The sequence below is a fragment of the Streptomyces sp. SID1328 genome (genome assembly GCF_009865595.1).
Classification (GTDB): domain Bacteria; phylum Actinomycetota; class Actinomycetes; order Streptomycetales; family Streptomycetaceae; genus Streptomyces; species Streptomyces griseoluteus.
This window is the reverse complement of sequence record NZ_WWKH01000628.1, coordinates 1-25,879: the sequence shown is the minus strand read 5'-3', so window position 1 is coordinate 25,879 and position 25,879 is coordinate 1. Positions and strand designations below refer to the sequence as shown.

Here is a 25,879-nt window from a genome sequence, read left to right as displayed (position 1 = left end):
GCCGCCCGCCGCACCCAGTCGTCCAGCGCCCCGTCCAGCAGATGGCACTTGTACGCCATCACCACCCGCGCCGCCCCACCCCCGGACCGCCCCTCTCCCCGACCCGCCCCGCCTCAGACCACCGCGCCCACCAGGTGGTCCCCCGCAATCCCCGCCTTGTCCGGCGCGTAGAAGTCCTCGATCCCCGCCACCCAGGTCGCCACCGCGATCCGGTCCTCCCCGTCCGGGCCGAACGCGTCGAACAGCGCGTCGATGTTCGGGCCCGCGAAACCGATCGCCCGCATCAACGCCGTGAACAGCGGCCGCTCGATCGCCCCGTCCCCGTCCGGATCACCCAGCGCCGCCAGCGCCTCCGCGAACTCCCGCACCGTCCCCGCGAACCGCTCCGGCGCCAGCACACACGCCCGGTACTCCTCCAGCGTGACCCGCCCGTCCCCGTTCGCGTCCAGCTCCCCCTCCAGCGTCTCCCAGTACCGCTGGAACGCCGCCGCCATCCGCGCCCGCGCACCCTCCCCCGAACCCTCCGCCGCCGCCGTCACCCGCGACGCCATCAGCTCGAAGTCCTCCGAGCCCAGATGACCGTTGCCCTGCACGTCGAACAGCGAGAACACCAGCGTCACCCGGTCGATGGCCTCAGCACGCATGGCTGACCAGACCCCTTCGTCGACTCGCCCCGAACCCCTCGGCACGCACCGACACACTGCGCCCCCGAAGCCCCCCGCATGCCGCACGGCGGCCACGTTCATCCCATGGGTGGATTCAGCACGTACCGAGGATTGGACGGCGAACACGACATGAGCGGCCACCGCCGAACGCGGCCCCTACGCGGCCGGAATCACCGCCGACACCCGGAAACCCCCGGCATCCGTCGGCCCCGACACGAACACACCGCCCAGCGCCACGACCCGCTCCCGCATCCCCAGCAGACCGTTCCCGCCCGACGGCAGACCCGCCGACGCCGAGCCCGGCTCCGGCGGCGAATCGTTCTCCACCTGCATCGCGAGCTCCGCCCCCCGATGAGCCAGCCGCACATACGTCTTCGCACCCGCCGCGTGCTTGTGCACGTTCGTCAACGCCTCCTGCACCACCCGGTACGCGGTCTGCTCCACCTCCGCCGGATACGACCGCAGCTCACCCTCCACCGACAGCGCCACCACCATCCCGGCCGCCGCCGACTGCCCCACCAGCTCCTCCAGCTCCGACAGACACGGCCCGTCCACCACGACCACCTCGGCCGCCGCCTTCGACGCCGCCTCCGCCGCCGCAGCCCCCACCGCGGCCAACGGCACCGGAACCGGCTCCGGCTCCACGCGCCGCCGCACCGCCTCCCCGGAATCCCCCGACCGCAGCACCCCGAGCATCTCCCGCAACTCGGTCAGCGCCTGCCGGCCCATGTCCCCCACCAGCGCCGCGTTGCGCACCGCCTTCTCCGGGTCCTTGCGGGCCACCGCCTGCAACGCCGCCGCGTGCACCACCATCAGACTCACCCGGTGCGCCACCACGTCGTGCATCTCCCGCGCGATCCGCGTGCGCTCCTCGCTCCGCGCCCACTCCGCGCGCTCCTCCGCCCGCTCCGCGAGCAACTGCAGCTCCCGCTCCAGGCTGTCCGCCCGCTCCCGCAGGCTCTCCATCAGCCGGCGCCGGGCCCCCACGTACAGCCCCAGCAGCAGCGGAGGCGCCGTCAGGCCCAGCGAGGTGGTCACCGCGGCGAACGGCACGAACCAGTCGCCCAGCGTCAGATCCCCGCGCGCCATGTCCTGGCGCACCCGCACGAACGTCACGATCATCGTGCCCACCAGCGACATGCCCGCCAGCGCCACGATCACCCGGCGCGGCAGCTCGCACGCCGCCAGCGTGTACAGGCCGACGATGCCCATCAGGAAGCCCATCTGGGCGGGCGTCACCGCGATCGCCACCAACACCACCGCGACCGGCCACTTCCGGCGCACCAGCAGCACCGAACCCGCCAGCAGCCCGAACACGACACCGAGCCACAGCGGCACGCCCGCGTCCCGCGCGAACGGCACACCCTCCGCGCCGCACTCCACCGCCGACGCCAGCCCCAGGCCGACATCCAGCACCGCACCGCGCCGTCTCTCCCACCACCACGGGCCGGTCGGCGCCCTGGTGTGGTCTTCCCCCGTCGTGGTCATGCCCTCCAGCCTAAGGGCGCCTCCGGCGGCATTTCCGGTGACTTTCCCCTACCCACCCGGACCACGGACCCCTCCGTCACTCGAACTGCTGAACTCCGCCGTACGGGTCCCCGGAGGCCCACATTCCGCCCGGACGATATGCAAATGGCACATTCACCAGGCAAAACCTCCAAGTACGCCGACTTCGAAAGCCTCCGCGCCCGGGCCGTCGCCCTCCGCCGTGAGGGCATGAGCCTCCGCCAGATCCGCGACCACCTGAAAATCCACAACAACGACCTCCTCAACCGGCTCGTCCACGGCGAACCGGCCCCGGAGTGGACCAAGCGCCCCAACGCCAAGGACGACCTCCGGGAGCAGGCACGGGAACTCCGCCGCCAGGGCTGCACCTACGACCAGATCGAGGCGGCACTGGGCTGCTCGCGCAGTTCGGTCTCCCTGCGGGTGAGGGACCTGCCGAAGCCGGAACGGAAGCGGTCGCCCGAAGAGGCCGCGGCCATCTCCAGGAAGGGATGGGAGGAGAAGCTGCGCATCCGCGACGAGGAGCGCCGACGGACCAAGGACGAGGCGCGGCGGTGGGTCGGCGCACTGTCGGAGCGCGAGCTGTTCCTGGTCGGCGTCGGCCTCTACTGGGCGGAGGGGGCCAAGGACAAGCCGTACGACCGCCGCGAGAACGTCACGTTCGTCAACAGCGACCCCGGCATGATCGCGACCTTCCTCGCCTGGCTCGACCTGCTGGGCGTGGAGCGCGAGCGGCTGCGCTTCACGGTGATGATCCACGAGACCGCGGATGTGCCCGGCGCCGAGCGGTTCTGGGCCGAGGTGGTCGACGCGGACCGCGCCGCCTTCAACAAGACGTCCCTCAAGAAGCACAACCCGAAGACTGTCCGGCGGAACACGGGCGACGCCTACCGGGGTTGCCTCGTGATCAAAGTCCTGAAAAGCGCAGACTTGTACCGTCGCATCGAGGGCGCCTGGTACGGCATAGTGGAGGCCGCGCGCGAAGCCGATCAATCAAATCGGACATAGCTCGCCATTTATCCCGGATCGTCTAAGGGCAGGACAAACGGTTTTGGTCCGTTGAATGAGGGTTCGAATCCTTCTCCGGGAGCTCACAGCAGTCAGCTTCAAGGTTCGGGTCCCGACCGGTACAACCCCCGGCGGGACCCGCTCTCATGTCCGCCAAAAAGCCCCCCGGTATTCTGCCGCCAGTCACCACCTCTTCCCAGAGCCGAAAGGCAACTCCGTGAGCGCCATTCGCCCGGCAGCCGTCGTCGTTCTCGCAGCGGGTGAGGGCACCCGTATGAAGTCGGCCACACCGAAGGTCCTGCACCAGATCTGCGGCCGCTCCCTGGTCGGTCATGTGCTGGCCGCCTCCCGTGAGCTGGACCCCGCCGAGCTGGTGGTCGTCGTCGGCCACGCCCGTGAGCAGGTCGCCGCGCACCTCGCCGAGATCGACCCCGGGGTCCGCACGGCCGTGCAGGAGCAGCAGAACGGCACCGGGCACGCGGTGCGCATGGCGCTGGAGGAGCTGGGCGGCCCGGTGGACGGCACCGTCGTGGTGGTCTGCGGCGACACCCCCCTGCTGACCGCGGACACCCTGGCGGCGCTCACCGGCACGCACCAGGCGGACGGCAACGCCGTGACCGTGCTGACCGCCGAGGTCCCGGACGCGACCGGTTACGGCCGGATCGTGCGGGACGGCGCGAGCGGCGCGGTGACCGCGATCGTGGAGCACAAGGACGCGACCGACGAGCAGCGGGCGATCGCTGAGATCAACAGCGGTGTGTTCGCGTTCGACGGCCGGCTGCTGGCGGAGGCGCTGAAGCAGGTGCGCACCGACAACAGCCAGGGCGAGGAGTACCTGACCGATGTGCTGGGCATCCTGCGGGCGGCCGGGCACCGGGTGGGGGCGTCGGTGGCGGGTGACCACCGGGAGATCGCCGGGATCAACAACCGGGTGCAGCTCTCGGAGGCCCGCCGGACGCTGAACGACCGTCTGCTGACGGCCGCGATGCTGGACGGCGTGACCGTGGTGGACCCGGCGACGACGTGGGTGGACGTGACGGTCGGCTTCGGCCGGGACGCGGTGGTGCACCCGGGTACGCAGCTCACCGGTGCGACGCGGATCGAGGAGGGCGCGGAGGTCGGCCCGAACAGCCGTCTGAACGACACGGTGGTGGGCGCGGGCGCGCGCGTGGACAACACGGTGGCGGACGGCGCGGTGGTCGGCGAGGGCGCGTCGGTGGGTCCGTACGCGTATCTGCGGCCCGGTACGCGGCTGGGTGTGCGGTCGAAGGTCGGTACGTACGTGGAGACGAAGAACGCGTCGATCGGTGAGGGGACGAAGGTTCCGCACCTGTCGTACGTGGGGGACGCGACGATCGGTGATTTCACGAACATCGGCGCGGCGAGTGTGTTCGTGAACTACGACGGTGAGAGCAAGCACCACACGACGGTGGGGTCGCATTGCAAGACCGGTTCGGACAACATGTTTGTGGCTCCTGTCACGGTCGGGGACGGCGCGTACACCGGCGCGGGGTCCGTGATCACGAAGGATGTGCCGCCCGGTGCGCTGGCCGTGGCCCGTGGTCAGCAGCGGAATATCGAGGGCTGGGTGGCTCGTAAGCGTCCGGGGAGCGCGGCCGCTAAGGCGGCGGAGGCGGCGTCCCGGCCGGGCGTGGACGAGGGCTGAGGGAGGGCTCGCCGGAAACGGCCGCGTCAAACACGGCGTACCGTGATAAGTGCACAACCGCACCCCTACCAGCCGATTCGGTCCTCTCGTGCCCCGTCGAGAGGTCGCTTGGCCGGCGGCTGGCTGAGAACCTCTGAGGAGACAGTGCTGTGACCGGGATCAAGACGACCGGCGAGAAGAAGATGATGTTCTTCTCCGGCCGCGCCCACCCCGAACTTGCCGAGGAGGTCGCTCACAAGCTCGGCGTGGGGGTCGTCCCGACGAAGGCGTTCGACTTCGCCAACGGTGAGATCTATGTGCGTTATCAGGAGTCGGCGCGTGGAGCGGACTGTTTCCTGATCCAGAGCCACACGGCGCCGATCAACAAGTGGATCATGGAGCAGTTGATCATGATCGACGCGCTGAAGCGGGCGTCGGCGCGCTCCATCACGGTGATCGTGCCGTTCTACGGGTACGCCCGGCAGGACAAGAAGCACCGTGGCCGTGAGCCGATCTCGGCGCGTCTGATCGCGGACCTGATGAAGACGGCGGGTGCGGACCGCATCCTGACCGTGGATCTGCACACGGACCAGATCCAGGGCTTCTTCGACGGTCCGGTGGACCACCTGTTCGCGCTGCCGCTACTGGCGGACTACGTGGGCGCGAAGGTGGACCGGTCGAAGCTGACCGTGGTCTCCCCGGACGCGGGCCGGGTGCGGGTGGCCGACCGCTGGTGCGACCGGCTGGGCGCGCCGCTGGCGATCGTGCACAAGCGCCGGGACAAGGACGTGGCGAACCAGGTCACGGTGCACGAGGTCGTGGGTGACGTCGAGGGCCGTATCTGTGTCCTGGTCGACGACATGATCGACACCGGTGGCACGATCTGCGCGGCCGCGGACGCGCTGTTCGCGCACGGGGCCGAGGACGTCATCGTGACGGCGACGCACGGTGTGCTGTCGGGTCCGGCGGCGGACCGGCTGAAGAACTCGCGGGTGAGCGAGTTCGTGTTCACCGACACGCTGCCGACGCCGGGTGAGCTGGCGGCGGATCTGGACAAGATCACGGTGCTGTCGATCGCCGGGACGATCGCCAGCGCGGTGCGTGAGGTGTTCGAGGACGGCTCGGTGACCAGCCTCTTCGACGAGCAGTGAGGTTTCTGCAGGCCCTCTGAGGGGCGGCGGAAGATCCTTTTGGGCGCGGCCCCCTTGCCGAGTAGACTGCGACAGTTGCTCGGCGAGGGAGGCCGCGCTCGTGTTTCACGGGTGCCGGTTGTCCGTTATCGACGCGCTCTTCGTAGCAGGCCGTTCGTGGCCGGGTGACCACGTCCCATCTACCTGTACGAGGAGTGATCCGTATGTCCGAGGTCAAGCTCGCCGCCGAGTCCCGCACCGAGTTCGGCAAGGGTGCCGCCCGTCGCATCCGCCGTGACAACAAGGTCCCCGGTGTCCTTTACGGTCACGGTTCCGAGCCGCTGCACCTGACCCTGCCGGGCCACGAGCTGCTGCTGGCGCTGCGTACGCCGAACGTCCTGATCGCCCTGGACATCGACGGCAAGACCAACGAGCTGGCGATCCCGAAGTCCGTGCAGCGCGACCCGCTGAAGGGCTTCCTGGAGCACGTCGACCTGCTGCTGGTCAAGCGTGGCGAGAAGGTCACCGTCGAGATCCCGGTCGTCGCCGAGGGCGAGCTGGCCCCGGGCGGCAACCTGCTCGAGCACGTGCTGAACGCGCTGCCGGTCGAGGCCGAGGCCACCCACATCCCCGAGTCCGTGACGGTCTCCGTCGAGGGCCTGGAGGCCGGTGCCTCCGTCCACGCCAAGGACATCGAGCTCCCCAAGGGTGTCTCCCTGGCCGTCGAGGGCGACGCCGTCGTCCTCCAGGTCCTGGCCGCGCAGGTCGAGGAGCCGGCCGAGGAAGAGGCCGTCGAGGGCGAAGAGTCCGCCGAGGCCTGAGCCGTACCGGCTTGAGTCATCCGTCAGCCGTCGTCCCCGTCTTCCGGGGGCGGCGGCTGGCGCATATCGAGGAGAGATGGGTCGTTGAGTACCCCCGCGAACGCCCCTTGGCTGGTGGTCGGGCTCGGTAATCCGGGGCCGGAGTACGCGATGAACCGGCACAACGTCGGTTTCATGGCGGTGGATCTGCTCGCGGAGCGGATCGGCGGGAAGTTCAAGCGTGCCGGCAAGGCGCAGGCGCAGGTGCTGGAGGGCCGGATCGGTCCGGTGGGTCCGGCGAACCGACGGGTGATCCTGGCCAAGCCGATGTCGTACATGAACCTGTCGGGCGGTCCGGTGAACGCGCTGCGGGACTTCTACAAGGTGCCGCTCTCCCAGGTGGTGGCGGTGCACGACGAGCTGGACATCGAGTACGGCGCGCTGCGGCTGAAGCTGGGCGGCGGCGACAACGGGCACAACGGCCTGAAGTCGATGACGAAGGCGATGGGCCCCGACTACCACCGCGTCCGCTTCGGCATCGGCCGTCCGCCGGGCCGGATGCAGGTGGCGGACTTCGTCCTGAAGGACTTCGCCTCCGCCGAGCGCAAGGAACTGGACTACTTCGTGGACCGCGCGGCGGACGCGGTGGAGTGCCTGGTCACGGAGGGGCTGGAGCGGGCTCAGTCGGCGTACAACTCGTAGCGTCCGGGAGGTCGGCGGCACCTTGGAGTTGACCCGCCGTAGGGGTATGGCCAATGATCCCGGCCATGCCTGCTGCCTCCGCCAGTTCCGCCCGTTCCGGGTCCGTCGTCCGGGTGGGCCGGGTCGTGGTCGCGGGGGTGTTCGCCGCGCTGATCGTGTTCGCCGGGGCCTGGGGGTCCTGGGGGACCGCGCAGCACGCGATGCTGCCCAAGGGGCGTGAGCGCGGCACGCTGACGGTGACGGACTGTCTGCCGGAGCGCTGCGCGGGCACGTTCAAGCCGCTGTCGCCCGGCGCCACCGCGCGGCCCTCCGTCCGCATCGAGCGTTCGGTGGTGGTGCGCGAGGGGCACAGCTACGACGTCGTCCTCGAACCCGGTACGGACGTCGCCGTGCGCGCGGGTGTCTCCGGTGTCCTGCTGGCCTGGCTGCCGCTCGGCGGTGCGCTGCTGCTGGCCTCGGTGGTGGTCGCGGGCGGCATGCGGATGCCCTGGGCGGCCTGGGTGCTGGGCCTGGCGGGCGCGGGCCTGCTGACGGCGGCCTTCGTGCTGTCCTGAGAAAGCCGTCCCGAGAAAGCCGTCCTGATACGCCGGTGCCCCCGGAGCCGGCATGCTCCGGGGGCACCGCGTGACGCGCCGCGGGTCAGCCGGTGTTGCGCAGGCCCGCCGCGACGCCGTTGACGGTGAGCAGGAGGGCGCGGCCCAGGGTCGGGTCGGGCTCCTCACCGGCGGCGGCCGCGTCGCGCTGGCGCTTGAGCAGGGCCACCTGGAGGTAGGAGATCGGGTCCAGGTAGGCGTCGCGGATGCTCAGGGTCTGCCGCAACTCGGGCTGTGCGGCGAGGAGTTCGTCCTCGCCGGTGATGCGCAGCACCTCGGCGACGGTCAGCTCGTGCTCGGCCCTGATGGTGTCGAAGACGTGCTTCAGCTCGTCGGGGACGAGCGTGTCCACGTAGTGCTGGGCGATGCGCAGGTCGGTCTTGGCGAGGGTCATCTCGACGTTGGAGATGAAGTTCCGGAAGAAGTGCCACTGCTCGTGCATCTCACCGAGCACGGTGTCCAGACCGGCCTCGCGCAGGGCCTTCAGCCCGGAGCCGACGCCGAACCAGCCGGGGACGATCTGCCGGGACTGGGTCCAGCCGAACACCCACGGGATGGCACGCAGTCCGTCCAGCGAGACGCCGGAGCCGGGGCGGCGCGAGGGCCGCGAGCCCAGGTGCAGCTCGGCGAGCTGGTCGACCGGCGTGGAGGCGAGGAAGTAGGTCGGCAGGTCCGGGTCCTCGACGAGCCGGCGGTAGGCGGCGTGGGCGGCGTCGGAGACGACGTCCATGGCCGCGTCCCAGCGGGCGAGCGCCTCGTCGGACTGGCGGGGCGCGGTGTGCAGGGCGGACGCCTGGAGGGTGGCGGCGACCGTCAGCTCCAGGTTCTCCCGCGCGAGGGAGGGGATCAGGTACTTGTCGGAGATGACCTCGCCCTGCTCGGTCACCTTGATCTCGCCCTCCAGGGTGCCCCACGGCTGCGCGAGGATCGCGTCGTGCGAGGGGCCGCCACCGCGGCCGACGGTGCCGCCGCGGCCGTGGAAGAGACGCAGCCGTACGCCGTAGCGGTGGGCGACGTCGCGCAGCCGGCGCTGGGCGCGGTGGATCTCCCACTGGCTGGTGGTGATGCCGCCGAACTTGGAGGAGTCGGAGTAGCCGAGCATGACCTCCTGGACGTCCCCGCGCAGCGCGACCAGGCGCCGGTAGGACGGGTCGGAGAGCATGTCCTCCAGGATGGTGTCGGCGGCCTTCAGCTCGTCGGTGGTCTCCAGCAGCGGCACGATGCCGATCTTCGCCCAGCCGGCGTGCAGGTCGAGCAGTCCGGCCTCGCGGGCCAGCACGGTCGCGGCGAACACGTCGTCGGCGCCCTGGCACATCGAGATGATGTACGACTCGACGACCTCCGGCCCGAAGACCTCCAGCGCCCGCTTGACGGTCTGGAAGACGCCGAGGGTCTTGGCGGCGGCCGCGTCGACCGGGGCCGGGCTCGGGGCGAGCGGGCGGCGCGAGCGCAGCTCCTTGGCGAGCAGCTTGGCCCGGTACTCGCGCGGCATGTCGGCGTAGCGCCAGGACTCCTCGCCGAGCCGGTCGAAGAGCTGGCCGAGGGCGTGGTGGTGGGCGTCGGCGTGCTCGCGGACGTCCATGGTGGCGAGCTGGAGGCCGAAGGCGGCCAGGGTGCGGATGACGCGGTCGATGCGACCGTCGGCGAAGAGGGCGCCCCGGTGCTCGCGCAGGGAGGTCTGGATGATCCGCAGGTCGGCGAGGAGTTCGGCGGTGCCGAGGTAGTCCCGGCCCTCCTCGTGCGGGGTGTTGCGGGCCAGGCGCTGCTTGGTGTTCTCCAGCTTCTGCCGGATCGCGGTGGCCTTGAGCCGGTAGGGCTCCTCGGCGTTGAGCCGCTTGTAGCGGGGGCTGATCTCCGGCAGGCGCTCCATGTCGGCTTCCAGGGAGTCCAGGAGTTCCCGGGTGGCACCCGCGTAGCGGATGGAGTTGGAGAGCAGGCCGCGGAGCTGGTCGATCATCTCCAGCGCGTCGTTGATGCCGTGCTCGTGCTGGAGGATCAGCACGTCCCAGGTGACCTGCGGGGTGACGTTGGGGTTGCCGTCGCGGTCGCCGCCGATCCAGGTGCCGAAGGTCAGCGGGCGGGTGTCGGGCGGCAGGGTGACGCCGACCCGCTCCAGCTCGGCGGTGAGGTCCTCCAGGACGTCCCCGACGGCGTCGGCGTGCAGCTCGTCCAGGTAGTAGATGGCGTTGCGGGCCTCGTCGGTGGGCTCGGGGCGGACCACGCGCAGTTCGTCGGTCTGCCAGACGAGGTCGATGTTCTCGGCGAGCCGTACGTCGTGGCGGCGGCGGTCGGAGTCGAGGACGGGGGTGTCCAGGAGTTCCGCGATCCGGCGCAGCTTGTTGAGGACCGAGCGGCGGGCCGCCTCGGTGGGGTGGGCGGTGAAGACCGGGCGCACGTTGAGGTTGCGGACGGTGTCCCGCAGGTGCTCGGGGTCGGCGTCCTTGAGCCGGTCGGCGGTGCGGGAGAGCAGACCGCCCTCGGTGGCCCGGCGGGCGCGCAGCTCGCGGCCGCGGTGCACCTGCTCGGTGACGTTGGCGAGGTGGAAGTAGGTGGAGAAGGCGCGCACCAGCTTGGCGGCGGTCTCCAGCTCGGTGCCGCGCAGCAGCTCGGCCGCGGCCTCGCCGTCCTCGCGGGTCAGGCGGCGGACCTTCTCGACCAGTTCCAGCAGCTCGGGGCCCTCCTGGCGGACGAGGGTCTCGCCCAGGAGATCGCCCAGACGCCGGATGTCGGCGCGCAGCGCCTGGCCGTTCGTGGTGGTCTGGTCGTCGACACTGCTCACAGGTGCGGCTCCTTGCGGTGTTGAAGCTCATCCGGAGGGAACCCGGACACCCATCCATCACACGGCAAAACGCCGCATACCGGCCGGAACGTCCGGGAAGTAAACAGAGCGGACCGCGCTGTCCGACCGTCTCCAAGGATAGGTGGCCCGGCGGACGCGCAGGGTCTCGGGCTCTTGCCGCCGACCTAACCGCTGACATACTTACGACGTCGTAGGTTACGGAACCGTAGGGACGTCCCGTCCGTTCCCTACCTGTCCGGTACTCCCTCGACCCCCGCCCTCGACCCCACAGGGGACGCGCATGACCTCAAGTAGTTCCGATGTGATCGACGAAGCCCGCACCGATGGCGCCACCGCCACGCTGGGCGGCGAACAGAAGCGCTCGATCGAACAGATCGCGCTCCTGGTGTTCATCGTCGTACCGTTCCTGGCCCTGCTGGCGGCCGTGCCGCTGGTGTGGGGCTGGGGGGTGAGCTGGCTCGACCTGGGCCTGCTGGTGTTCTTCTACTACCTGGGGTGCCACGGCATCACGATCGGCTTCCACCGCTACTTCACCCACGGCTCCTTCAAGGCGAAGCGGCCGCTCAGGATCGCGCTGGCGATCATGGGGTCGATGGCGGTGGAGGGGCCCCTCGTGCGCTGGGTGGCCGACCACCGCAGGCACCACAAGTTCTCCGACGCCGAGGGCGACCCCCACTCGCCGTGGCGGTTCGGGGAGACGCTCCCCGCGCTGATGAAGGGCCTGTGGTGGGCCCACATCGCCTGGATGTTCGACGAGGAGCAGACCCCGCAGGAGAAGTACGCGCCGGACCTGGTCAAGGACCCGGACATGCGGGCGATCTCCCGGCAGTTCGCGCTGTGGACGGCCGTCTCGCTGCTGCTGCCCCCGCTGATCGGCGGGCTGGCCACGATGTCCTGGTGGGGCGCCTTCACCGGGTTCTTCTGGGGTTCGCTCGTCCGGGTGGCCCTGCTGCACCACGTGACGTGGTCGATCAACTCGATCTGCCACGCGGTGGGCAAGCGCCCGTTCAAGTCCCGCGACCGCTCGGGCAACGTGTGGTGGCTGGCCGTGCTGTCCTGCGGCGAGTCCTGGCACAACCTGCACCACGCCGACCCGACCTCCGCGCGGCACGGCGTGGAGCGCGGGCAGATCGACTCCTCGGCCCGGATCATCCGCTGGTTCGAGAAGCTCGGCTGGGCCTATGACGTGCGCTGGCCGTCCCGCTCGCGCATCGATTCGCGCCGCACCGACGACGAGGGTTCCTCCCGGCGCGGGAAGGCTGCCGCGAAAGCGGCATGATTGACGGCGTGGCCACCGACTCCAGCAGCACCTCCAGCAACGACAAGACGCGGCGGACCCGCCGGACCCGGATGACCGGTGCGGAGCGCCGCCAGCAGTTGCTGGAGATCGGCCGGACCCTCTTCGCGGCGAAGGGCTTCGAGGGCACGTCGGTGGAGGAGATCGCGGCCAAGGCCGGGGTCTCCAAGCCGGTGGTGTACGAGCACTTCGGCGGCAAGGAGGGGCTGTACGCGGTCGTGGTGGACCGGGAGATGCGGTGCCTGCTCGACATGGTCACCGGTTCGCTGACCGCCGGCCATCCCCGTGAGCTGTGCGAGCAGGCCGCGTTCGCGCTGCTGGACTACATCGAGGAGTACACGGACGGTTTCCGCATCCTCGTCCGCGACTCCCCCATCCCGCAGTCCACGGGCTCCTTCGCCTCGCTGATCTCCGACATCGCCACCCAGGTGGAGGACATCCTGGGCCGCGAGTTCAAGAGCCGCGGCTTCGACTCCAAGCTCGCCCCGCTCTACGCCCAGGCCCTGGTCGGCATGGTCGCCCTCACCGGCCAGTGGTGGCTGGACGTCCGGCGCCCCAAGAAGGCCGAGGTCGCCGCCCACCTGGTCAATCTCGCCTGGCACGGCCTGGACGGCCTGGAACAGAAGCCCCGCCTGATAGGCCACCGCAAGAGCTAGGGCCCGTCGGCCGCAGGAACTCCAGTCGGTTGCCGACCGGGTCCGCGGAGTAGAAACGGCGGTGGCCGGGCAGCCCGGCGTCCCACTCCACCGGCACGCCGTGGGCGGCCAGCCGGGCGGCGCAGGCGTCGAGGTCCGCGACCAGCAGGCCCGGGTGCGCCTTGCGCGCGGGGCGGAAGCCGTTCTCGACGCCCAGGTGGATCTGGACCCCGCCCGCCCGGAACCAGCAGCCGCCGCGCGCCGCCAGGGCCGGGGGCTTGGGTACCTCCGTCATGCCGAGCACCCCGCCGTAGAAGGCGCGCAGCGCGTCCTCCGCACCGGGTGGCATCGCGAGCTGCACGTGGTCGATCGCGCGCAGCACGGCTCAGACCCCCTTCACCGCCACCGCGAACAGGCGGCGGAAGGGCAGGAGCGTGCCGTAGGGGGCCGCCGGGTACGCCTTGCGGAGCAGCTCGCGGTACTCGCCGACGAAGGCGTCCCTCGCTTCCGGGTCGTCGGCCAGCGCGGTCAGGGCGGGGCGCAGGCCGGTGCCCTTGACCCAGTCCAGGACCGGATCCTCACCGGGGAGGACGTGCTGGTACGTGGTCTGCCAGACGTCGGTGGCGCAGCCCAGGCGGGCGAGGTGGTCCAGGTAGACGCCGGGGGCGTGCACGGAGTCGGGGGCGCGCAGGACGCCGGCCAGGCGGGGTGCCCAGCGGGGTGTGGCGGCGAGTTCGCGCATCAGGGTGTGCAGCGGGGCGCCGGTGTTGTCCGGCACCTGGAAGGCGAGGACCCCGCCCGGCTTCAGCGCGCCGATCCAGTCCGCGAACCGGTTCAGGTGGCCCGGTACCCACTGGAGGGTGGCGTTGGAGAACAGCAGGTCGTGCGGGCCCTCGGGCGTCCAGGTGCGGGCGTCGGCGGGGGCGAACTCCAGCGCGGGCTGCTCGGCGCGGGCGCGCTCCAGCATCTCGGGCGAGTTGTCGTACCCGGTGATCCGGGCGCCGGGCCAGCGTTCGGCGAGCAGCGCGGTGGCGTTGCCGGGGCCGCAGCCGAGGTCGGCGATCCGGGGGCGCCCGGAGGGCAGGCCGGGGACGCGGGCCAGCAGATCCACGAACGGACGCAGCCGGTGGCCGGAGTGACGGAGGTACTGGGCGGGGTCCCAGGAGGGCGTCGTCATGAGAGCCACCTTCCCGAAGAAGCTATCTCGATGTCAAGATACTCGGCATCAAGAGACTTCATGTCGACACAACCACTACACTGATCTCCATGGAGGACGAGGTCGATCGGCTGGTCGCAGCGTGGCGCCGGGAGCGCCCTGACCTCGACGTGGAACCACTGGAAGTGCTGAGCCGGGTGAGCAGGCTGGCCCGGCACCTGGACCGCGCCCGACGGCTCGCCTTCTCCGAGCACCAGCTGGAGCCCTGGGAGTTCGACGTGCTGACCGCGCTGCGCCGCGCCGGCACCCCGTACCAGCTCTCCCCCGGCCAGTTGCTCACCCAGACGCTGGTCACCTCGGGCACGATGACCAACCGCATCGACCGGCTGGCCAAGAAGGGCCTCGTGGAGCGGCTGCCCGACCCCAGCGACCGGCGCGGGGTGCTGGTCCGGCTGACCGACACCGGCCGGGACCGCGCCGACGAGGCACTGGCGGGCCTGCTGGCCCAGGAGCGGGCCATCCTCGGCGAGCTGTCCCGTGCCCAGCGCGGCGAACTCGCCGGGCTGCTACGCCAGTTGACCGCCCCGTTCGACAACGTCCCCGGTTAGGTCCACCGGCCCCACCCCGGCCCGCCGGGCCAGCGCCACGGCGGCCAGCGTGGAGTGCACGCCCAGCTTGCCCAGCACGTTCTGCATATGGGTGCGGACGGTGTGCGGAGAGAGGAACAGCCGCTCCGCGACCGCCTTGCGGCCGAGTCCGGCCACCATGCAGCGCAGCACTTCCCGTTCGCGCGGGGTCAGCGACTCCACCAGCCGCTCGCTCTCGCTGCGGTGCTTGCGCGCCGCCGTCAGCTCCTTGAGCACGCCGGTGAGCAGCGCGGCCGGCAGATGCGTCTCGCCCCGCAGCACGCCCCTGATCACGGTGAGCAGCCGGGACAGCGAGCAGTCCTTGGCGACCCAGCCGGAGGCGCCCGCCTGGAGCGCGAGCGCGGCCCGGTGCGGGTCGTCCTTCTCGGCGAGCACCACCGTGCGCACCCCGGCCTGCGCCGAGTGCACCCCGGCGACCAGCGAGATCCCGTCCACCAGACCGTCCGCGTCACCCGCCTGCACCGGTACGGCCGCCCGCCCGCCGGGCAGGGCCCGGCCGAGGTCGGCGTCGACCAGCAGCACGTCGTAGCGGCGGCCCTCGGTGGCGGCGCGCTCCAGGCAGCGCAGCGCGGCCGGGCCGCTGCCCGCGGCGGACACGTCCACGTCGGGCTCGGCGGCCAGCGCCGCCGCCAGTGACTCGGCGAAGATGCGATGGTCGTCCACGACCAGCACTCGGATGCGAACCACGAAACCCCCTTCCCCAGGCTCCACTTGGAGCAGGGGTCACCCACGGCCCGGCAACGGCGTGGCGGCCGCCGTCGCGGAAACTGCTACCCCCGGCGCGGTCCCCGTACCCGCCCGTCCCACCCCCTGATCGGCCACCCGCCCCCACGGGAACCGCTCTTGGGGCCCCTCAGCGTAGGGGCGGCTCCTGGCCGGGGGGAGCCGATTGACGGAACTGACCGGCCGTCGCGTTTATGGTGTGCCGCATGTTTCGGATCGAGACGGAAGTGGACAAGGACCGACGGGATCTGCTGCGCGCCCGGCTGCGGGACACCAACACGGCGGCCTCCCCGGTGCTGGCCGCGCTGCGCGGCTCGCCGGGCGACCGGCACACCCCGCTGCACGTGTGGGTGCTGGACGAGGCGGGCGGACTCGCCGGGGGGCTGGTCGGGCACACCTGGGCGGGCTGGCTGCACGTCACGTATCTGTGGGTGGACGCCCGGTACCGGGGCGCGGGCCTCGGCTCCCGGCTGCTGGACGAGGCCGAGCGCGTCGCGCACACCGGCCGGGGCTGCGCGCGCTCCCGTGTGGAGACCTGGGACTTCCAGGCCCCGGCGTTCTACAAGGACCGCGGCTACGACGTGGTGTCCGTGATCCCCGACTACCCGCCGGGGATCACGGAGTACACGCTGACCAAGCGGCTCGGCTGAGGCCGCCGGGCTCAGCCCAGGCGGCGGGCGCCCGGCGAGGGCACCGCCTCGAAGACGCGCGGGGCGGTGTGGCCGGCCGCCGCGAACGCCTCCTCCACCGCCTTGGTGAGGGTGTCCACCGCGGACGCCTCGGCCAGCGCGATCGCGGAGCCGCCGAAGCCGCCCCCGGTCATCCGGGCGCCGAGCGCGCCGGCGGCCAGCGCGGTGTCGACCGCGAGGTCCAGCTCCGGGCAGGAGATGCGGAAGTCGTCGCGCAGCGAGGCGTGGCCCTCGGTGAGGACCGGCCCGATGGCCCGGACGTCGCCCGTGGTCAGCAGCTCCACCACCCGCTCGACGCGCCGGTTCTCGGTGACGATGTGCCGCACCAGCCGGCGCACCTCCGCCGCGTCCTCTCCGGAGCCGAGCTGCTCCAGCGCCGCGTCCAGCCCGTCGTACGCCACGTCGCGCAGGGCGTCGACGCCCAGCAGGGCCGCGCCCTTCTCGCAGCCGGCCCGGCGCTTGCCGTACTCGCCGCCGCTGTGGGCGTGCTTGACCCGGGTGTCGACCACCAGCAGACGCAGGCCCTCGGCGGCCAGGTCGAACGGGATCTGCCGCTGGGACAGGTCGCGGGTGTCCAGGAAGAGCGCGTGGCCCTCCTCGCAGCACGCCGACGCGGTCTGGTCCATGATGCCGGTGGGCGCGCCGACGTAGACGTTCTCCGCGCGCTGGCACAGCCGGGCCAGCTTCCAGCGCGGCAGGTCCAGGCCGAACAGGTCGTCCAGCGCGAGCGCGATGACGACCTCCAGCGCGGCCGAGGACGACAGCCCGGCGCCGGTCGGCACGGTGGAGGCGAGGTGGACGTCGGCGCCGGTGACCGGGTGCCCGGCCTCGCGCAGCGCCCACACCACGCCCGCCGGGTACGCGGTCCAGTCGTCGTCGGTGCCCGGCGCGAGCCCGTCCAGGGCCAGTTCGACGACCTCGCCCTCGATGTCGGCCGAGTGCAGCCGCAGAACGCCGTCGGTGCGGCGGGAGACGGCGGCGGTGACCTGGTGCGGCAGTGCGAACGGCATGACGAAGCCGTCGTTGTAGTCGGTGTGTTCGCCGATCAGGTTGACCCGGCCCGGCGCCGCCCACACCCCTTCCGGTGCCGCCCCGTACAGCTCGGTGAAGCGTTCCCGGACCTGCTGTGCCCCCACTAGTGCTCCCTCTGCGTGTCGCGCGCGAACTCCCAGGCGTCCGCGATGATCCCGGCGAGGTCCGCGCGGGACGGGTTCCACCCCAGTGTGGCGCGTGCGGTCTCGGCCGACGCCACCAGGACCGCCGGGTCGCCGGCCCGGCGCGGGGCGGTGACCTCGGGGATGGGGTGGCCGGTGACCTCACGGGCGGTCTCGACGACCTCGCGGACGGAGAAGCCGTTGCCGTTGCCGAGGTTGCAGATCAGGTGCTCGCCGGAGCGCGCGGCGCCGAGGGCGAGCAGATGGGCGTCGGCGAGGTCGGCGACGTGGATGTAGTCGCGTACGCAGGTGCCGTCGGGGGTCGGGTAGTCGTCGCCGTAGACGGAGATGGCCTCGCGGCGGCCCTGGGCGACCTGGAGGACGAGCGGGATGAGGTGGGACTCGGGGTCGTGGCGCTCGCCGTACGGGCCGTAGGCGCCGGCCACGTTGAAGTAGCGCAGGGAGACGGCGGCCAGGCCGTGGGCGTGCGCCTCGCTGGTGATCATGTGGTCGACGGCCAGCTTGGACGCGCCGTAGGGGTTGGTCGGGCGGGTCGGGGCGGACTCCGGGATCGGGACCTCCTCGGGCTCGCCGTAGGTGGCGGCGGTGGAGGAGAAGACCAGCCGGTTCACGCCCGCCTCGCGCATCGCGGCGAGCAGGGCCATGGTGCCGCCGACGTTGTTCTCCCAGTACTTCTCCGGCTTCACCACCGACTCGCCGACCTGGGAGAAGGCGGCGAAGTGCAGCACCGCGTCGTAGGACGGGTCGAGCCACTTCGCGGCATCGCGGATGTCGCCCTCGACGAAGGCGGCACCGGCGGGCACGCCCGCCCGGAAGCCGGTGGAGAGATTGTCGAGGACGGTGACCTCGTGCCCCGCCTCCAGCAGATGCTGGGCGACGACGCTGCCCACATAACCCGCGCCACCCGTCACCAGGTACTTCATGAACTCGCTACCTCTCGCAGTCGCTCGGCCGCGCGCTCCGGCGGCACGTCGTTGATGAAGACGCTCATGCCGGACTCGGAACCCGCGAGGAACTTCAGCTTGCCGGAAGTGCGGCGGATGGTGAAAAGCTCCAGGTGGAGCGCGAATTCGTCCCGCGTCACCCCGTCGAAGCCGGGGAGGTCGCCGAACGGCGCCTGGTGCCAGGCCGCGATGTACGGCGTCGGCGCCACGGCCTCGTCGCCCTCCGCACCCTCCGGCCGCCCGAAGATCCGGTCGAAGCGCCGCAAGAGTTCCAGATAGACCTGGGGAAACTCTGTGCGCGCGGCCTCGTCCAGGGCGAGCAGGTCGGGCACCCGGCGCTTGGGGTAGAGGTGGACCTCGTAGGGCCAGTGCGCGGCGAACGGGACGAAGGCCGCCCAGTGTTCACTCTCCAGGACGACCCGGTCACCGGCGAGTTCGCGTTCCAGGACGGCGTCGAACAGGTTCTCACCGCCGGCCCCGGCCTTGTGGTCGGCGAGTGAGCGGAGCATCAGCGCGGTGCGCGGGGTGATGAACGGGTAGGCGTAGATCTGGCCGTGGGGGTGACCCAGCGTCACCCCGATCTCGGCGCCCCGGTTCTCGAAACAGAAGACCTGCTTGACGGAGGGCAGATGTGACAGCTCGGCGGTGCGGTCGGTCCACGCCTCCAGCACCAGCCGCGCCTGCTCGTCGGTGAGGGAGGCGAAGGACGCGTCGTGGTCGGAGGTGAAGCAGACGACCTCGCAGCGGCCGGAGTCCCCGGCGAGGGAGGGGAAACGGTTCTCGAACACGACCACGTCGTAGCCGGCGTCCGGGATCTCGCTGAGCCGCCCGTCCCGGCTGGGGCAGAGCGGGCACTCGTCGGCCGGGGGGTGGTAGGTGCGGCCCTGGCGGTGGGAGGCGACGGCCACCGAGTCGCCGAGCAGCGGGTCCCGGCGGATCTCGGAGGCGGTGACCGTGGGCTCCAGCGGCCGCCGGTCCACCGCCTCGCGGACGGTGTCGTCCCGCAGGTCGTAGTAGACCAGCTCACGCCCGTCGGCCAGCCGGGTCGAGGTCTTCTTCACGCCGGACTCCTCGCTCTCACTCAACACAAACAAACATAACAAACCACAACCCGACAACGGAGCGCCCGATCACAATCGAACAAAGATCACCAACAGAACTGTTCAAATAATGAACGCCGCGGCGTAGGTTCCGCTCTGGATCAGTTCGCGCAACGAAGCGAGTTCTCATGCAGACCCCCCCGACCGGACCCGCGCCCCTGGCGGCGGGCCCCAGTTATCTGGCGGCGGAGCTACGGCTCCCCACCAACTGGCTCGACTACACGATCCTGGCCATCTACTTCGTCGTGGTTCTCGGCATCGGCTTCGCGGCCCGCCGCTCGGTGAAGACCAGCCTGGACTTCTTCCTCTCCGGACGCTCGCTGCCCGCCTGGATCACCGGCCTCGCCTTCATCTCGGCGAACCTGGCGGCCACCGAGATCCTGGGCATGGCGGCCAACAGCGCCCAGTACGGCGCCTACACCGTGCACTGGTACTGGATCGGCGCCATCCCGGCCATGGTCTTCCTCGGCCTGGTGATGATGCCCTTCTACTACGGCAGCAAGGTCCGCTCGGTCCCCGAGTTCCTGCTGCTGCGCTTCGACAAGGCCGCCCACCTGCTCAGTTCGATCCTGTTCGCCTTCGCCGCCATCCTGATCGCGGGCGTGAACCTGTACGCGCTGGCGATCGTGGTGGAGGCCCTGCTCGGCTGGCCGCAGTGGGTGGCCATCGTGGTGGCGGGCGCCTTCGTGCTCGGCTACATCACGCTGGGCGGTCTCTCCTCGGCGATCTACAACGAGGTGCTCCAGTTCTTCGTGATCCTGGCCGCCCTCATCCCGATCACCATCCTCGGCCTGAAGAAGGCCGGCGGCTGGGACGGCCTGACCCACAAGCTGGACGCCGCCCACGGCCACAACTTCACCACCGCCTGGGGCGGCACCGGCATCGGCAGCGCCAACCCGCTGGGCGCCAACTGGCTGACCATCGTGCTCGGTCTCGGCTTCGTGCTGTCCTTCGGCTACTGGACGACCAACTTCGCCGAGGTGCAGCGCGCGCTGTCCGCGAAGAACCTCTCCGCCTCCAAGCGCACCCCGCTGATCGCGGCCTACCCGAAGATCTTCATCGTCTTCCTGGTGATGATCCCCGGTCTGGTCGCCGCCGCCCTGGTCCCGAAGATCGGCCAGCCCGGCTCCGGGCTCCAGTACAACGACGCGATCCCCTACCTGATGCAGGAGCTGCTGCCCAACGGTGTGCTCGGCATCGCGGTCACCGGTCTGCTCGCCGCCTTCATGGCGGGCATGGCGGCCAACGTGTCGTCCTTCAACACCGTGTTCACCACCGACATCTGGGCCCGCTACGTGAAGCCGGGCCAGGAGGACGCCTACTACGTCCGCTTCGGCCGCTGGATCACCGTGATCGGTGTCGCCGCGTCGGTCGGCACGGCCTTCCTGGCGTCGTCGTTCTCGAACATCATGAGCTACCTCCAGACGCTGTTCTCCTTCTTCAACGTCCCGATGTTCGTGGTCTTCATCGTCGGCATGTTCTGGAAGCGCGCCTCGGCCAAGTCCGGCTTCTGGGGCCTGCTCGCCGGTACCGCGACCGCGATGGTGAACTACTTCGTGTTCTACAAGGAGGGCATCATCTCGATCCCCTCCGACCAGGGCGCCAACTTCGTGTCCGCCATCGCGGGCTTCGTCGCGGGCGCGGTCGTGATGGTCGCGGTGTCGCTGTTCACCAAGCCCAAGCCGGCCGAGGAACTCCAGGGCCTGGTCTACGGCACCACGTCGCCCGGCATGACCGAGGCACCCGCCGAGGGCGACGACGCCTGGTACCGCAAGCCCGCCCTGCTCGGCTGGGGCGCGGTCGTCCTGGCCGCCGCCTGCTACATCCCGTTCTCGTTCTGATCGCGGGAGGATGAGGAAACCATGACCGACGAATCCCCCCGCCCCGAGCACGGCGCGACCGAGCACGACGTCCAGCGCGAGGTCACCGAGCTGGAGGGCAAGTCCGCCACCGCGGCCCGCATCTTCGACCTGCGGCGCATCATCGGCGGCCTGTTCGTGCTGTACGGCATCATCGTCACGATCACCGGCATCACCGACTCCCAGGCCGCGATCGACAAGGCCGAGGGCGTCAACATCAACCTGTGGACCGGCATCGGCATGCTGATCCTCGGCGTGTTCTTCCTGGCCTGGCTGAAGCTGCGGCCCACCCCGCCGCCGGTGCCCGCCGAGGACGCGGGCGACGAGGAGCCCGTGCACTAGGGCGTGACCGGGCCGGAGCCGGAGCTGTGGGCCTACAGCTCCGGCTCCGTCGTGTGCGGGGCGGCACCCGCGCGGTCCAGCAGGCCGGTGCGGGCCGCGAGGGCGGCCGCCTCCAGCCGGGAGCCGACGCCCAGCTTCATCAGCACCCGCTGCACATGGGTACGGGCGGTGCTGGGCGCTATCCCCATGCCGGCCGCGATCAGCCGGGTGTCCTCGCCGTCGGCGACCCGGACCAGCACCTCCACCTCGCGCGGGGTGAGCAGCCTGAGCAGCCGCTGGCCCTCGTCGTCGGGCTGCACGGCCGGGTTCAGCAACTCGGCGAAGGCGCCCTGGAGCAGCTGGGGGGCGACGGCGGCCTCACCGGCGCGGGCCTTCAGGATGGCCCGCTCGACCCCCTCGATGCGCTCGTCGTGCCGTACGTACCCGGCGGCGCCCGCCGCGAAGGCGGCCGCGATGCCGCGCGGGGACGGGACCGGGCCGAGGACCAGGACGGCCACCTGCGGGCGCTCCCGCTTGATGCGGGCCACCGGGTCGAACGCGCCCGGCTCGGCGGGGGCCGCGGTGCCCAGCAGGCACACCTCGGGGGCGCGCGATATCACCAGCTCGGCCGCGCCCGCGGCCGGCGCCGCCGCCGCGAGCACCCGGTGCCCGCGCAGCTTCAGCGCCGACGCCAACGCCTCCGCCAGCAGGCGGTGGTCGTCGACGACCATGAGCCGCACTCCCATAGAGCAACCCCCCAGTCCCTCCGATGTCCCGGAAGTTACACGCTCGGGGCGTCTGCCGTGCGGGCTTCGCTCAGTCGCGGGTGCCGAAGGCCACCACGCAGTTCTTGTCCTTGTCGAAGTTCCCGAGCGGCTTGGCCGCGTTCGGCGCCGCCATGAACAGCCGGCCCTGGCTGTACCGGTACTCCGAGAAGCCGGGCTGGAGACCGGTCTGCAGGGCGCGGTCGGCCTGGTCGGCGGGCAGCTCCATCAGCGTCGTGGACTTGAAGCTCGCGCCGTCGATGCTGACGATCTGACCCCCCTTGTCGTACGGCGGGTTCTTGTACGCGATCAGGTTGCCGCCGTCCATGCGCAGCGGGAACAGCGTGGAGTCCTCGCCGGCCGCGGCGCGCTGCCCGGTCTGCTTGCCGGTGGCGAGGTCGAAGGCGACGACCTCGTTGGTGCGGCTGAGCTTGCTCTTGCCGCTGCCGCTGTGCTCCTTGGTCGCCAGGTACAGCTTGCCCTGGCCCGCGGCGACGCCCTTGCAGTCCTCGATGAGGGTGATGGTGTCGCACTCGCCCTCGTAGGTGTCGCCCGAGACCGGGATACGGGCCAGCAGCCTGCCGGTGCGGCTGTCGATGGAGAAGTAGTCCGAGACCCCGCTGCCGCCGCTCGCGCTGTGCCCGGCGTCCGCGCCGACCACCAGCGGGTCGGTGGAGACGATGCCGGCGTACTCGATGCCGGCGCCCATCTTGTACTCGGAGATCACCTTGCCCGAGGCGGGGTCGACGTTCTGGATGCTGAGGGTGCGGTTGCCGTACCCGCCGCACTTGCGGACCGCGACCAGCTTGGTGCCGCCGCCGTAACCGACGTCGTCGCAGTCGTCACCGGGCTTGGGCTGCCAGAGCACCTTGCCGGTGCCGATGTCGTAGGCCGCGCCGCCGTCGAGACCGCCGACCGCGACGGTCTTCCCGGCGACGGTGACGTTCTGGAACGTGGTGGCGAACTCACCCGTGCCGATCGACCTGGTCCACAGTTTGGTGCCGGCCCGGACGTCGATGCCCGCGACCTGGGTGCAGCCGGGGCGGCTGGTCCTGGTCGGCATCGAGGGCTGGTAGACGATGCCGGTACGGCCGTCGGCGGTGACGTGCTCGGTGGCCGCGCAGACCGGGCCGGGGAGCTTGAGCGTCCACTTCTTGTGGCCGTCGGCCGGGTCGTAACCGGTGATCTCGGCGATGCCGCTCTTGGCGTAGACACCGGTGCTCAGCCAGGAGCCCGGCGTGGTGACGACGTTCTCCTCGGTCTTGGGCTGCGGGACCTTGAACAGGACGTCGGCGGCCGGGTTGTCCGGCACCTTCTCCTTGCCGCCGGTCGCGGTGCCGGTGCCGTTCTTGTCGCCCCCGGCGCGCGTGCTTGCGCCGCCTCCGTCGGAGGAACGGGAGTACCAGACGCCGGAGCCGATGATCAGGCCGATGGCGACGACGGCCGCGAGGACGATCAGCGCGATGGCGCGGTTCTCCCTGGCACGGATGTTGTCACCCGCCACGACCGTGGGCGGCTGGGCGGGGTAGCCGTAGCCCGGCTGCTGCGGTGCGGCGGGATAGCCGTAGCCGGACTGCGGCTGCGGCGGGGACGCCTGCGGGTAGCCGTACGCCGGCTGCGGACCGGCCGGCGGGACGGCCGGGGTCGGCGGGGTGGGCGGCTGGTCCTGGGGCGGTCCGGAGGGCGGCTGGTCGCTCATCGTGGGGTACCTCGAAGCGGCTGGTGGGGACGGCGGGCGCGGCGGGGAGGAGGGCGTGGGCTACTTGCCGTAGGCCATCATCAGCTTCTCCTCGGAGTCGTCCTGGCCGCTCAGCCGGTTGGTGGCGATGAAGAAGCGGCCGCCGGACCAGACCGTGGTGGCGTCGAAGAATCCGTTCTCGATCTTCGCCGCGCCGTCCGGGTTCTGGAGCAGCGTGGTGGGCCGGTGCGCGCCGGAGCCGGTCGGGACGGACAGCACCCGGCCGCCCTGGGTGTAGGCCGCGTCGGCGTAGGCGATGAGGTTGCCGCCCTGGAGTCCGACCGGGGCCATCGGGCGGGCGAGCGGGGACTTCACCCGCCACTTCTCCTTGCCGTCGGCGAGGCCGATGGCGATGATCTCGTTCGCGCCGGTGGTGGACTCGGTGGGCAGGTACAGGGTCTTGGCGTCCACCGCGACGGCCTGGCAGTTCTGCAGGCCGCGGTTCAGGGAGAGGAAGCCGCAGCCGGGGGCGAACTTCTTGTCGACCTTGACCTCGGAGGTGAAACGGCCCCGGCTGTCGAGGGTGGAGATGTTCCACGCCTTCTTGTCGCGGTTGGTCAGGTAGACGACCAGCGGGTTCAGGGAGAAGACGCGTTCGGCCCGCCAGCCCTTGGTGACGACGCGGGTCCACTTCGCCTTGCCGGTGGCCGGGTCCAGTTCGCGGATCTCGTCGCGCTCCTTGGCACCGCCCGCCCCGCAGGAGGCCACCTGGACCAGGCGCCCGGCGTCACCGGCGTACCCGGCCGGGTAGCAGTCCGTGCCGTACTTCTTGAGGTCGTACAGCTTCTTGCCGGTGGCCGCGTCGTACGCGGTGCCCGACATGTCGCGGCCGACCATCAGGGTCCTGCCGGCCAGCGTCAGCTCGATGCTGCGGGTGCTGTCGAACAGGGCGGAGCCGTCGGCGACCTGGGCGTGCCAGCCCTTCTTGCCGGTGTCCAGGTCGATCTGCTGGAGCTGGTTGCACTTGGCGCGGTCGGTGGTGCCGTTCATGTACGCGACGACGATCCTGCCGTCGGCGCCGGCGCGCTTGGTGACCGCGCAGACCTCGTGCGGCAGGGCGATCGGGGCCCAGGCGGGCGTGCCGTCCGCGACGCGGAAGCCGACGACCTCCTTGTACGCGGCCTTCACCGCGGTCTTCTCCGTGACCCAGAGGCCGGGCGCGTCCGCGCCGTTGCCGGGGGCGTCGGGGGCGGACTTGTACCAGAGGACCTTCGCCTCGCCGGGCTTGCGGCCGGCGTTGAGGTCCTCGGCGTCCGCGCGGCCGTCGCCCTTGCCGTCGCCGGTGTCGGCGGAGGGGGACGCGGTGGCGGAGTGCCCGGTGTCGCCACTGGGGTGGGCGACGGGCTTGTCGTCGTCCCCACCGCCACTGGTGACGGCGTACACGGTGCCGCCGACGAGCAGCAGCGCGACGGCCACCGCCCCGGTTATCAGCGCGGTGCGCTTCTTGCCGCCGGGCGGCTTGCCGGGGGCACCGGGGTGCGGGTAGGTGCCGTAGGGGGCCTGCCCGTAGGGGCCGGGGGCCTGCCCGTAGGGGCCGGGGGTCTGGCCGTAGGGGCCGGGAGCCTGTCCGTAGGGACCGGGCTGGGCGTACGGGCCGGGGGGCTGCTGGGGGTAGCCGTAGCCGGGCTGCGGGGGAGCGCCGAACCCGCCTTGTGACGGCGGCTGTTGAGGAGCGCCGAAACCCTCCTGCGACTGCCCCTGCGGCGGCTGCCCCTGCGGCGGCTGACCCTGCGGCGGGTGACCCTGCGGTGGCTGGCCCTGCGGTGGCTGATTCTGCGGCGGGCCGAAGCCGCCGTGCGGCGGCTGACCGGGCGGCGGCTGGCTCATCAGCGCTGCTCCCCCTCGTTCACTGATTTTTAGCCTACGAACCGCCTTTCTATCACCGACCGCCGACAGCACAGGGGCCCATGCGGACCCCTGTGCCCAAGGACGAACCACCCCGTGATGCGGCCGTTACGGACCTGCCGGTATGGCCGGATTCC

Annotated in this window: 24 protein-coding genes and 1 tRNA gene; 13 read left to right on the top strand and 12 right to left on the bottom strand. The window is 71.2% G+C overall.

The window, feature by feature from the left end:
- Window positions 1–113: 113 nt before the first annotated feature.
- Window positions 114–644, bottom strand: coding sequence for a calcium-binding protein (locus tag GT030_RS20350; protein WP_161201917.1), 531 nt, complete (start codon window positions 642–644; stop codon window positions 114–116).
- Between the two features lie 177 nt (window positions 645–821).
- The gene (locus tag GT030_RS20345) at window positions 822–2,153 is read right to left on the bottom strand and encodes a histidine kinase (RefSeq protein ID WP_161201918.1); all 1,332 of its coding nucleotides are present in this window, start codon (window positions 2,151–2,153) and stop codon (window positions 822–824) included.
- Between the two features lie 144 nt (window positions 2,154–2,297).
- Between GT030_RS20345 and GT030_RS20340 the strand changes: the two genes are divergently transcribed.
- From GT030_RS20340 to GT030_RS20310, 7 genes are all read left to right on the top strand, one after another.
- Complete coding sequence (locus GT030_RS20340; RefSeq protein ID WP_161201919.1) at window positions 2,298–3,179, top strand: hypothetical protein; 882 nt, start codon at window positions 2,298–2,300, stop codon at window positions 3,177–3,179.
- Between the two features lie 11 nt (window positions 3,180–3,190).
- A tRNA-Gln gene (locus GT030_RS20335) sits at window positions 3,191–3,261 on the top strand.
- A gap of 135 nt (window positions 3,262–3,396) precedes the next feature.
- Window positions 3,397–4,845 (top strand): bifunctional UDP-N-acetylglucosamine diphosphorylase/glucosamine-1-phosphate N-acetyltransferase GlmU, encoded by a 1,449-nt coding sequence (gene glmU / locus GT030_RS20330; protein ID WP_161201920.1) that lies wholly within the window; start codon window positions 3,397–3,399, stop codon window positions 4,843–4,845.
- A gap of 149 nt (window positions 4,846–4,994) precedes the next feature.
- On the top strand, window positions 4,995–5,975 hold the full coding sequence (locus GT030_RS20325) for a ribose-phosphate diphosphokinase (RefSeq protein ID WP_086694654.1): 981 nt from the start codon (window positions 4,995–4,997) through the stop codon (window positions 5,973–5,975).
- A gap of 203 nt (window positions 5,976–6,178) precedes the next feature.
- Entirely contained in the window at window positions 6,179–6,775 is a 597-nt protein-coding gene (locus tag GT030_RS20320; RefSeq protein ID WP_161201921.1) for a 50S ribosomal protein L25/general stress protein Ctc, read from the top strand.
- A gap of 84 nt (window positions 6,776–6,859) precedes the next feature.
- The gene (gene pth / locus GT030_RS20315; protein WP_161201922.1) at window positions 6,860–7,456 is read left to right on the top strand and encodes an aminoacyl-tRNA hydrolase; all 597 of its coding nucleotides are present in this window, start codon (window positions 6,860–6,862) and stop codon (window positions 7,454–7,456) included.
- Between the two features lie 65 nt (window positions 7,457–7,521).
- Window positions 7,522–8,010, top strand: a complete 489-nt coding sequence (locus GT030_RS20310) for a hypothetical protein (RefSeq protein ID WP_237522573.1) — start codon at window positions 7,522–7,524, stop codon at window positions 8,008–8,010.
- 85 nt (window positions 8,011–8,095) lie between these two features.
- On the opposite strand, the gene ppc is transcribed toward GT030_RS20310, so the two are convergent.
- Window positions 8,096–10,828 (bottom strand): phosphoenolpyruvate carboxylase, encoded by a 2,733-nt coding sequence (gene ppc / locus GT030_RS20305; RefSeq protein ID WP_161202325.1) that lies wholly within the window; start codon window positions 10,826–10,828, stop codon window positions 8,096–8,098.
- A 301-nt stretch (window positions 10,829–11,129) separates the two neighbouring features.
- Between ppc and GT030_RS20300 the strand changes: the two genes are divergently transcribed.
- The gene (locus tag GT030_RS20300) at window positions 11,130–12,128 is read left to right on the top strand and encodes an acyl-CoA desaturase (protein ID WP_161202324.1); all 999 of its coding nucleotides are present in this window, start codon (window positions 11,130–11,132) and stop codon (window positions 12,126–12,128) included.
- Window positions 12,125–12,802, top strand: coding sequence for a TetR/AcrR family transcriptional regulator (locus GT030_RS20295; RefSeq protein ID WP_031184257.1), 678 nt, complete (start codon window positions 12,125–12,127; stop codon window positions 12,800–12,802). Before GT030_RS20300 ends, GT030_RS20295 begins: the two co-directional genes overlap by 4 nt.
- On the opposite strand, the gene GT030_RS20290 is transcribed toward GT030_RS20295, so the two are convergent.
- Together GT030_RS20290 and GT030_RS20285 are read right to left on the bottom strand one after the other, a co-directional pair.
- Window positions 12,732–13,163, bottom strand: coding sequence for a VOC family protein (locus GT030_RS20290; RefSeq protein WP_161202323.1), 432 nt, complete (start codon window positions 13,161–13,163; stop codon window positions 12,732–12,734). The two genes, GT030_RS20295 and GT030_RS20290, sit on opposite strands and share 71 nt — an antisense overlap.
- 3 nt (window positions 13,164–13,166) lie before the next feature.
- Complete coding sequence (locus GT030_RS20285) at window positions 13,167–13,958, bottom strand: trans-aconitate 2-methyltransferase (protein ID WP_161202322.1); 792 nt, start codon at window positions 13,956–13,958, stop codon at window positions 13,167–13,169.
- An 89-nt stretch (window positions 13,959–14,047) separates the two neighbouring features.
- On the opposite strand from GT030_RS20285, the gene tamR reads away from it, so the two are divergent.
- The gene (gene tamR / locus GT030_RS20280; RefSeq protein WP_030814668.1) at window positions 14,048–14,545 is read left to right on the top strand and encodes a MarR family transcriptional regulator TamR; all 498 of its coding nucleotides are present in this window, start codon (window positions 14,048–14,050) and stop codon (window positions 14,543–14,545) included.
- On the opposite strand, the gene GT030_RS20275 is transcribed toward tamR, so the two are convergent.
- On the bottom strand, window positions 14,504–15,271 hold the full coding sequence (locus GT030_RS20275) for a response regulator transcription factor (protein ID WP_161202321.1): 768 nt from the start codon (window positions 15,269–15,271) through the stop codon (window positions 14,504–14,506). The genes tamR and GT030_RS20275 overlap by 42 nt on opposite strands.
- A 230-nt stretch (window positions 15,272–15,501) precedes the next feature.
- Here GT030_RS20275 and GT030_RS20270 point away from each other — a divergent pair, with 230 nt between their 5' ends.
- Complete coding sequence (locus GT030_RS20270; RefSeq protein ID WP_202460332.1) at window positions 15,502–15,957, top strand: GNAT family N-acetyltransferase; 456 nt, start codon at window positions 15,502–15,504, stop codon at window positions 15,955–15,957.
- An 11-nt stretch (window positions 15,958–15,968) separates the two neighbouring features.
- Here GT030_RS20270 and galK read toward each other — a convergent pair whose 3' ends face one another.
- The 3 genes from galK to galT are packed head-to-tail and all read right to left on the bottom strand — an operon-like array spanning window position 15,969 to window position 19,176.
- Window positions 15,969–17,132 carry a galactokinase gene (gene galK / locus GT030_RS20265; RefSeq protein ID WP_161202319.1) on the bottom strand — a complete coding sequence of 388 codons (1,164 nt, stop codon included), beginning with the start codon at window positions 17,130–17,132 and terminating at the stop codon, window positions 15,969–15,971.
- On the bottom strand, window positions 17,132–18,094 hold the full coding sequence (gene galE, locus GT030_RS20260) for a UDP-glucose 4-epimerase GalE (protein ID WP_086695029.1): 963 nt from the start codon (window positions 18,092–18,094) through the stop codon (window positions 17,132–17,134). The genes galK and galE overlap by 1 nt, the downstream gene beginning before the upstream one ends.
- Window positions 18,091–19,176 carry a galactose-1-phosphate uridylyltransferase gene (gene galT, locus GT030_RS20255; protein WP_161202318.1) on the bottom strand — a complete coding sequence of 362 codons (1,086 nt, stop codon included), beginning with the start codon at window positions 19,174–19,176 and terminating at the stop codon, window positions 18,091–18,093. The genes galE and galT overlap by 4 nt, the downstream gene beginning before the upstream one ends.
- 167 nt (window positions 19,177–19,343) lie before the next feature.
- On the opposite strand from galT, the gene GT030_RS20250 reads away from it, so the two are divergent.
- Together GT030_RS20250 and GT030_RS20245 are read left to right on the top strand one after the other, a co-directional pair.
- Window positions 19,344–21,056 carry a sodium:solute symporter family protein gene (locus GT030_RS20250; RefSeq protein WP_086695031.1) on the top strand — a complete coding sequence of 571 codons (1,713 nt, stop codon included), beginning with the start codon at window positions 19,344–19,346 and terminating at the stop codon, window positions 21,054–21,056.
- Between the two features lie 21 nt (window positions 21,057–21,077).
- Window positions 21,078–21,416 (top strand): hypothetical protein, encoded by a 339-nt coding sequence (locus tag GT030_RS20245; protein ID WP_161202317.1) that lies wholly within the window; start codon window positions 21,078–21,080, stop codon window positions 21,414–21,416.
- A 32-nt stretch (window positions 21,417–21,448) separates the two neighbouring features.
- On the opposite strand, the gene GT030_RS20240 is transcribed toward GT030_RS20245, so the two are convergent.
- The 3 genes from GT030_RS20240 to GT030_RS20230 form a co-directional block, all read right to left on the bottom strand.
- A complete protein-coding gene (locus GT030_RS20240) occupies window positions 21,449–22,141 on the bottom strand; it encodes a LuxR C-terminal-related transcriptional regulator (protein ID WP_030814646.1) in 693 nt (230 codons plus the stop codon).
- Between the two features lie 70 nt (window positions 22,142–22,211).
- Window positions 22,212–23,858, bottom strand: a complete 1,647-nt coding sequence (locus GT030_RS20235; RefSeq protein WP_161202316.1) for a PQQ-binding-like beta-propeller repeat protein — start codon at window positions 23,856–23,858, stop codon at window positions 22,212–22,214.
- A 60-nt stretch (window positions 23,859–23,918) separates the two neighbouring features.
- A complete protein-coding gene (locus GT030_RS20230; protein WP_161202315.1) occupies window positions 23,919–25,724 on the bottom strand; it encodes a PQQ-binding-like beta-propeller repeat protein in 1,806 nt (601 codons plus the stop codon).
- Window positions 25,725–25,879: the final 155 nt, after the last annotated feature.

What these genes read in the sequence shown, in the direction of transcription:
- tamR (WP_030814668.1), top strand. Translation starts at nt 14,048, where the DNA reads ATGGAGGACGAGGTCGATCGGCTGGTCGCAGCGTGGCGCCGGGAGCGC.
- GT030_RS20270 (WP_202460332.1), top strand. Translation starts at nt 15,502, where the DNA reads ATGGTGTGCCGCATGTTTCGGATCGAGACGGAAGTGGACAAGGACCGA.
- GT030_RS20320 (WP_161201921.1), top strand. Translation starts at nt 6,179, where the DNA reads ATGTCCGAGGTCAAGCTCGCCGCCGAGTCCCGCACCGAGTTCGGCAAG.
- GT030_RS20285 (WP_161202322.1), bottom strand. Translation starts at nt 13,958, where the DNA reads ATGACGACGCCCTCCTGGGACCCCGCCCAGTACCTCCGTCACTCCGGC.
- GT030_RS20300 (WP_161202324.1), top strand. Translation starts at nt 11,130, where the DNA reads ATGACCTCAAGTAGTTCCGATGTGATCGACGAAGCCCGCACCGATGGC.
- GT030_RS20235 (WP_161202316.1), bottom strand. Translation starts at nt 23,858, where the DNA reads ATGAGCGACCAGCCGCCCTCCGGACCGCCCCAGGACCAGCCGCCCACC.
- GT030_RS20240 (WP_030814646.1), bottom strand. Translation starts at nt 22,141, where the DNA reads ATGGGAGTGCGGCTCATGGTCGTCGACGACCACCGCCTGCTGGCGGAG.
- GT030_RS20345 (WP_161201918.1), bottom strand. Translation starts at nt 2,153, where the DNA reads ATGACCACGACGGGGGAAGACCACACCAGGGCGCCGACCGGCCCGTGG.
- galE (WP_086695029.1), bottom strand. Translation starts at nt 18,094, where the DNA reads ATGAAGTACCTGGTGACGGGTGGCGCGGGTTATGTGGGCAGCGTCGTC.
- GT030_RS20250 (WP_086695031.1), top strand. Translation starts at nt 19,344, where the DNA reads ATGCAGACCCCCCCGACCGGACCCGCGCCCCTGGCGGCGGGCCCCAGT.
- GT030_RS20245 (WP_161202317.1), top strand. Translation starts at nt 21,078, where the DNA reads ATGACCGACGAATCCCCCCGCCCCGAGCACGGCGCGACCGAGCACGAC.
- GT030_RS20350 (WP_161201917.1), bottom strand. Translation starts at nt 644, where the DNA reads ATGCGTGCTGAGGCCATCGACCGGGTGACGCTGGTGTTCTCGCTGTTC.
- GT030_RS20310 (WP_237522573.1), top strand. Translation starts at nt 7,522, where the DNA reads ATGCCTGCTGCCTCCGCCAGTTCCGCCCGTTCCGGGTCCGTCGTCCGG.
- GT030_RS20230 (WP_161202315.1), bottom strand. Translation starts at nt 25,724, where the DNA reads ATGAGCCAGCCGCCGCCCGGTCAGCCGCCGCACGGCGGCTTCGGCCCG.
- GT030_RS20295 (WP_031184257.1), top strand. Translation starts at nt 12,125, where the DNA reads ATGATTGACGGCGTGGCCACCGACTCCAGCAGCACCTCCAGCAACGAC.
- GT030_RS20340 (WP_161201919.1), top strand. Translation starts at nt 2,298, where the DNA reads ATGGCACATTCACCAGGCAAAACCTCCAAGTACGCCGACTTCGAAAGC.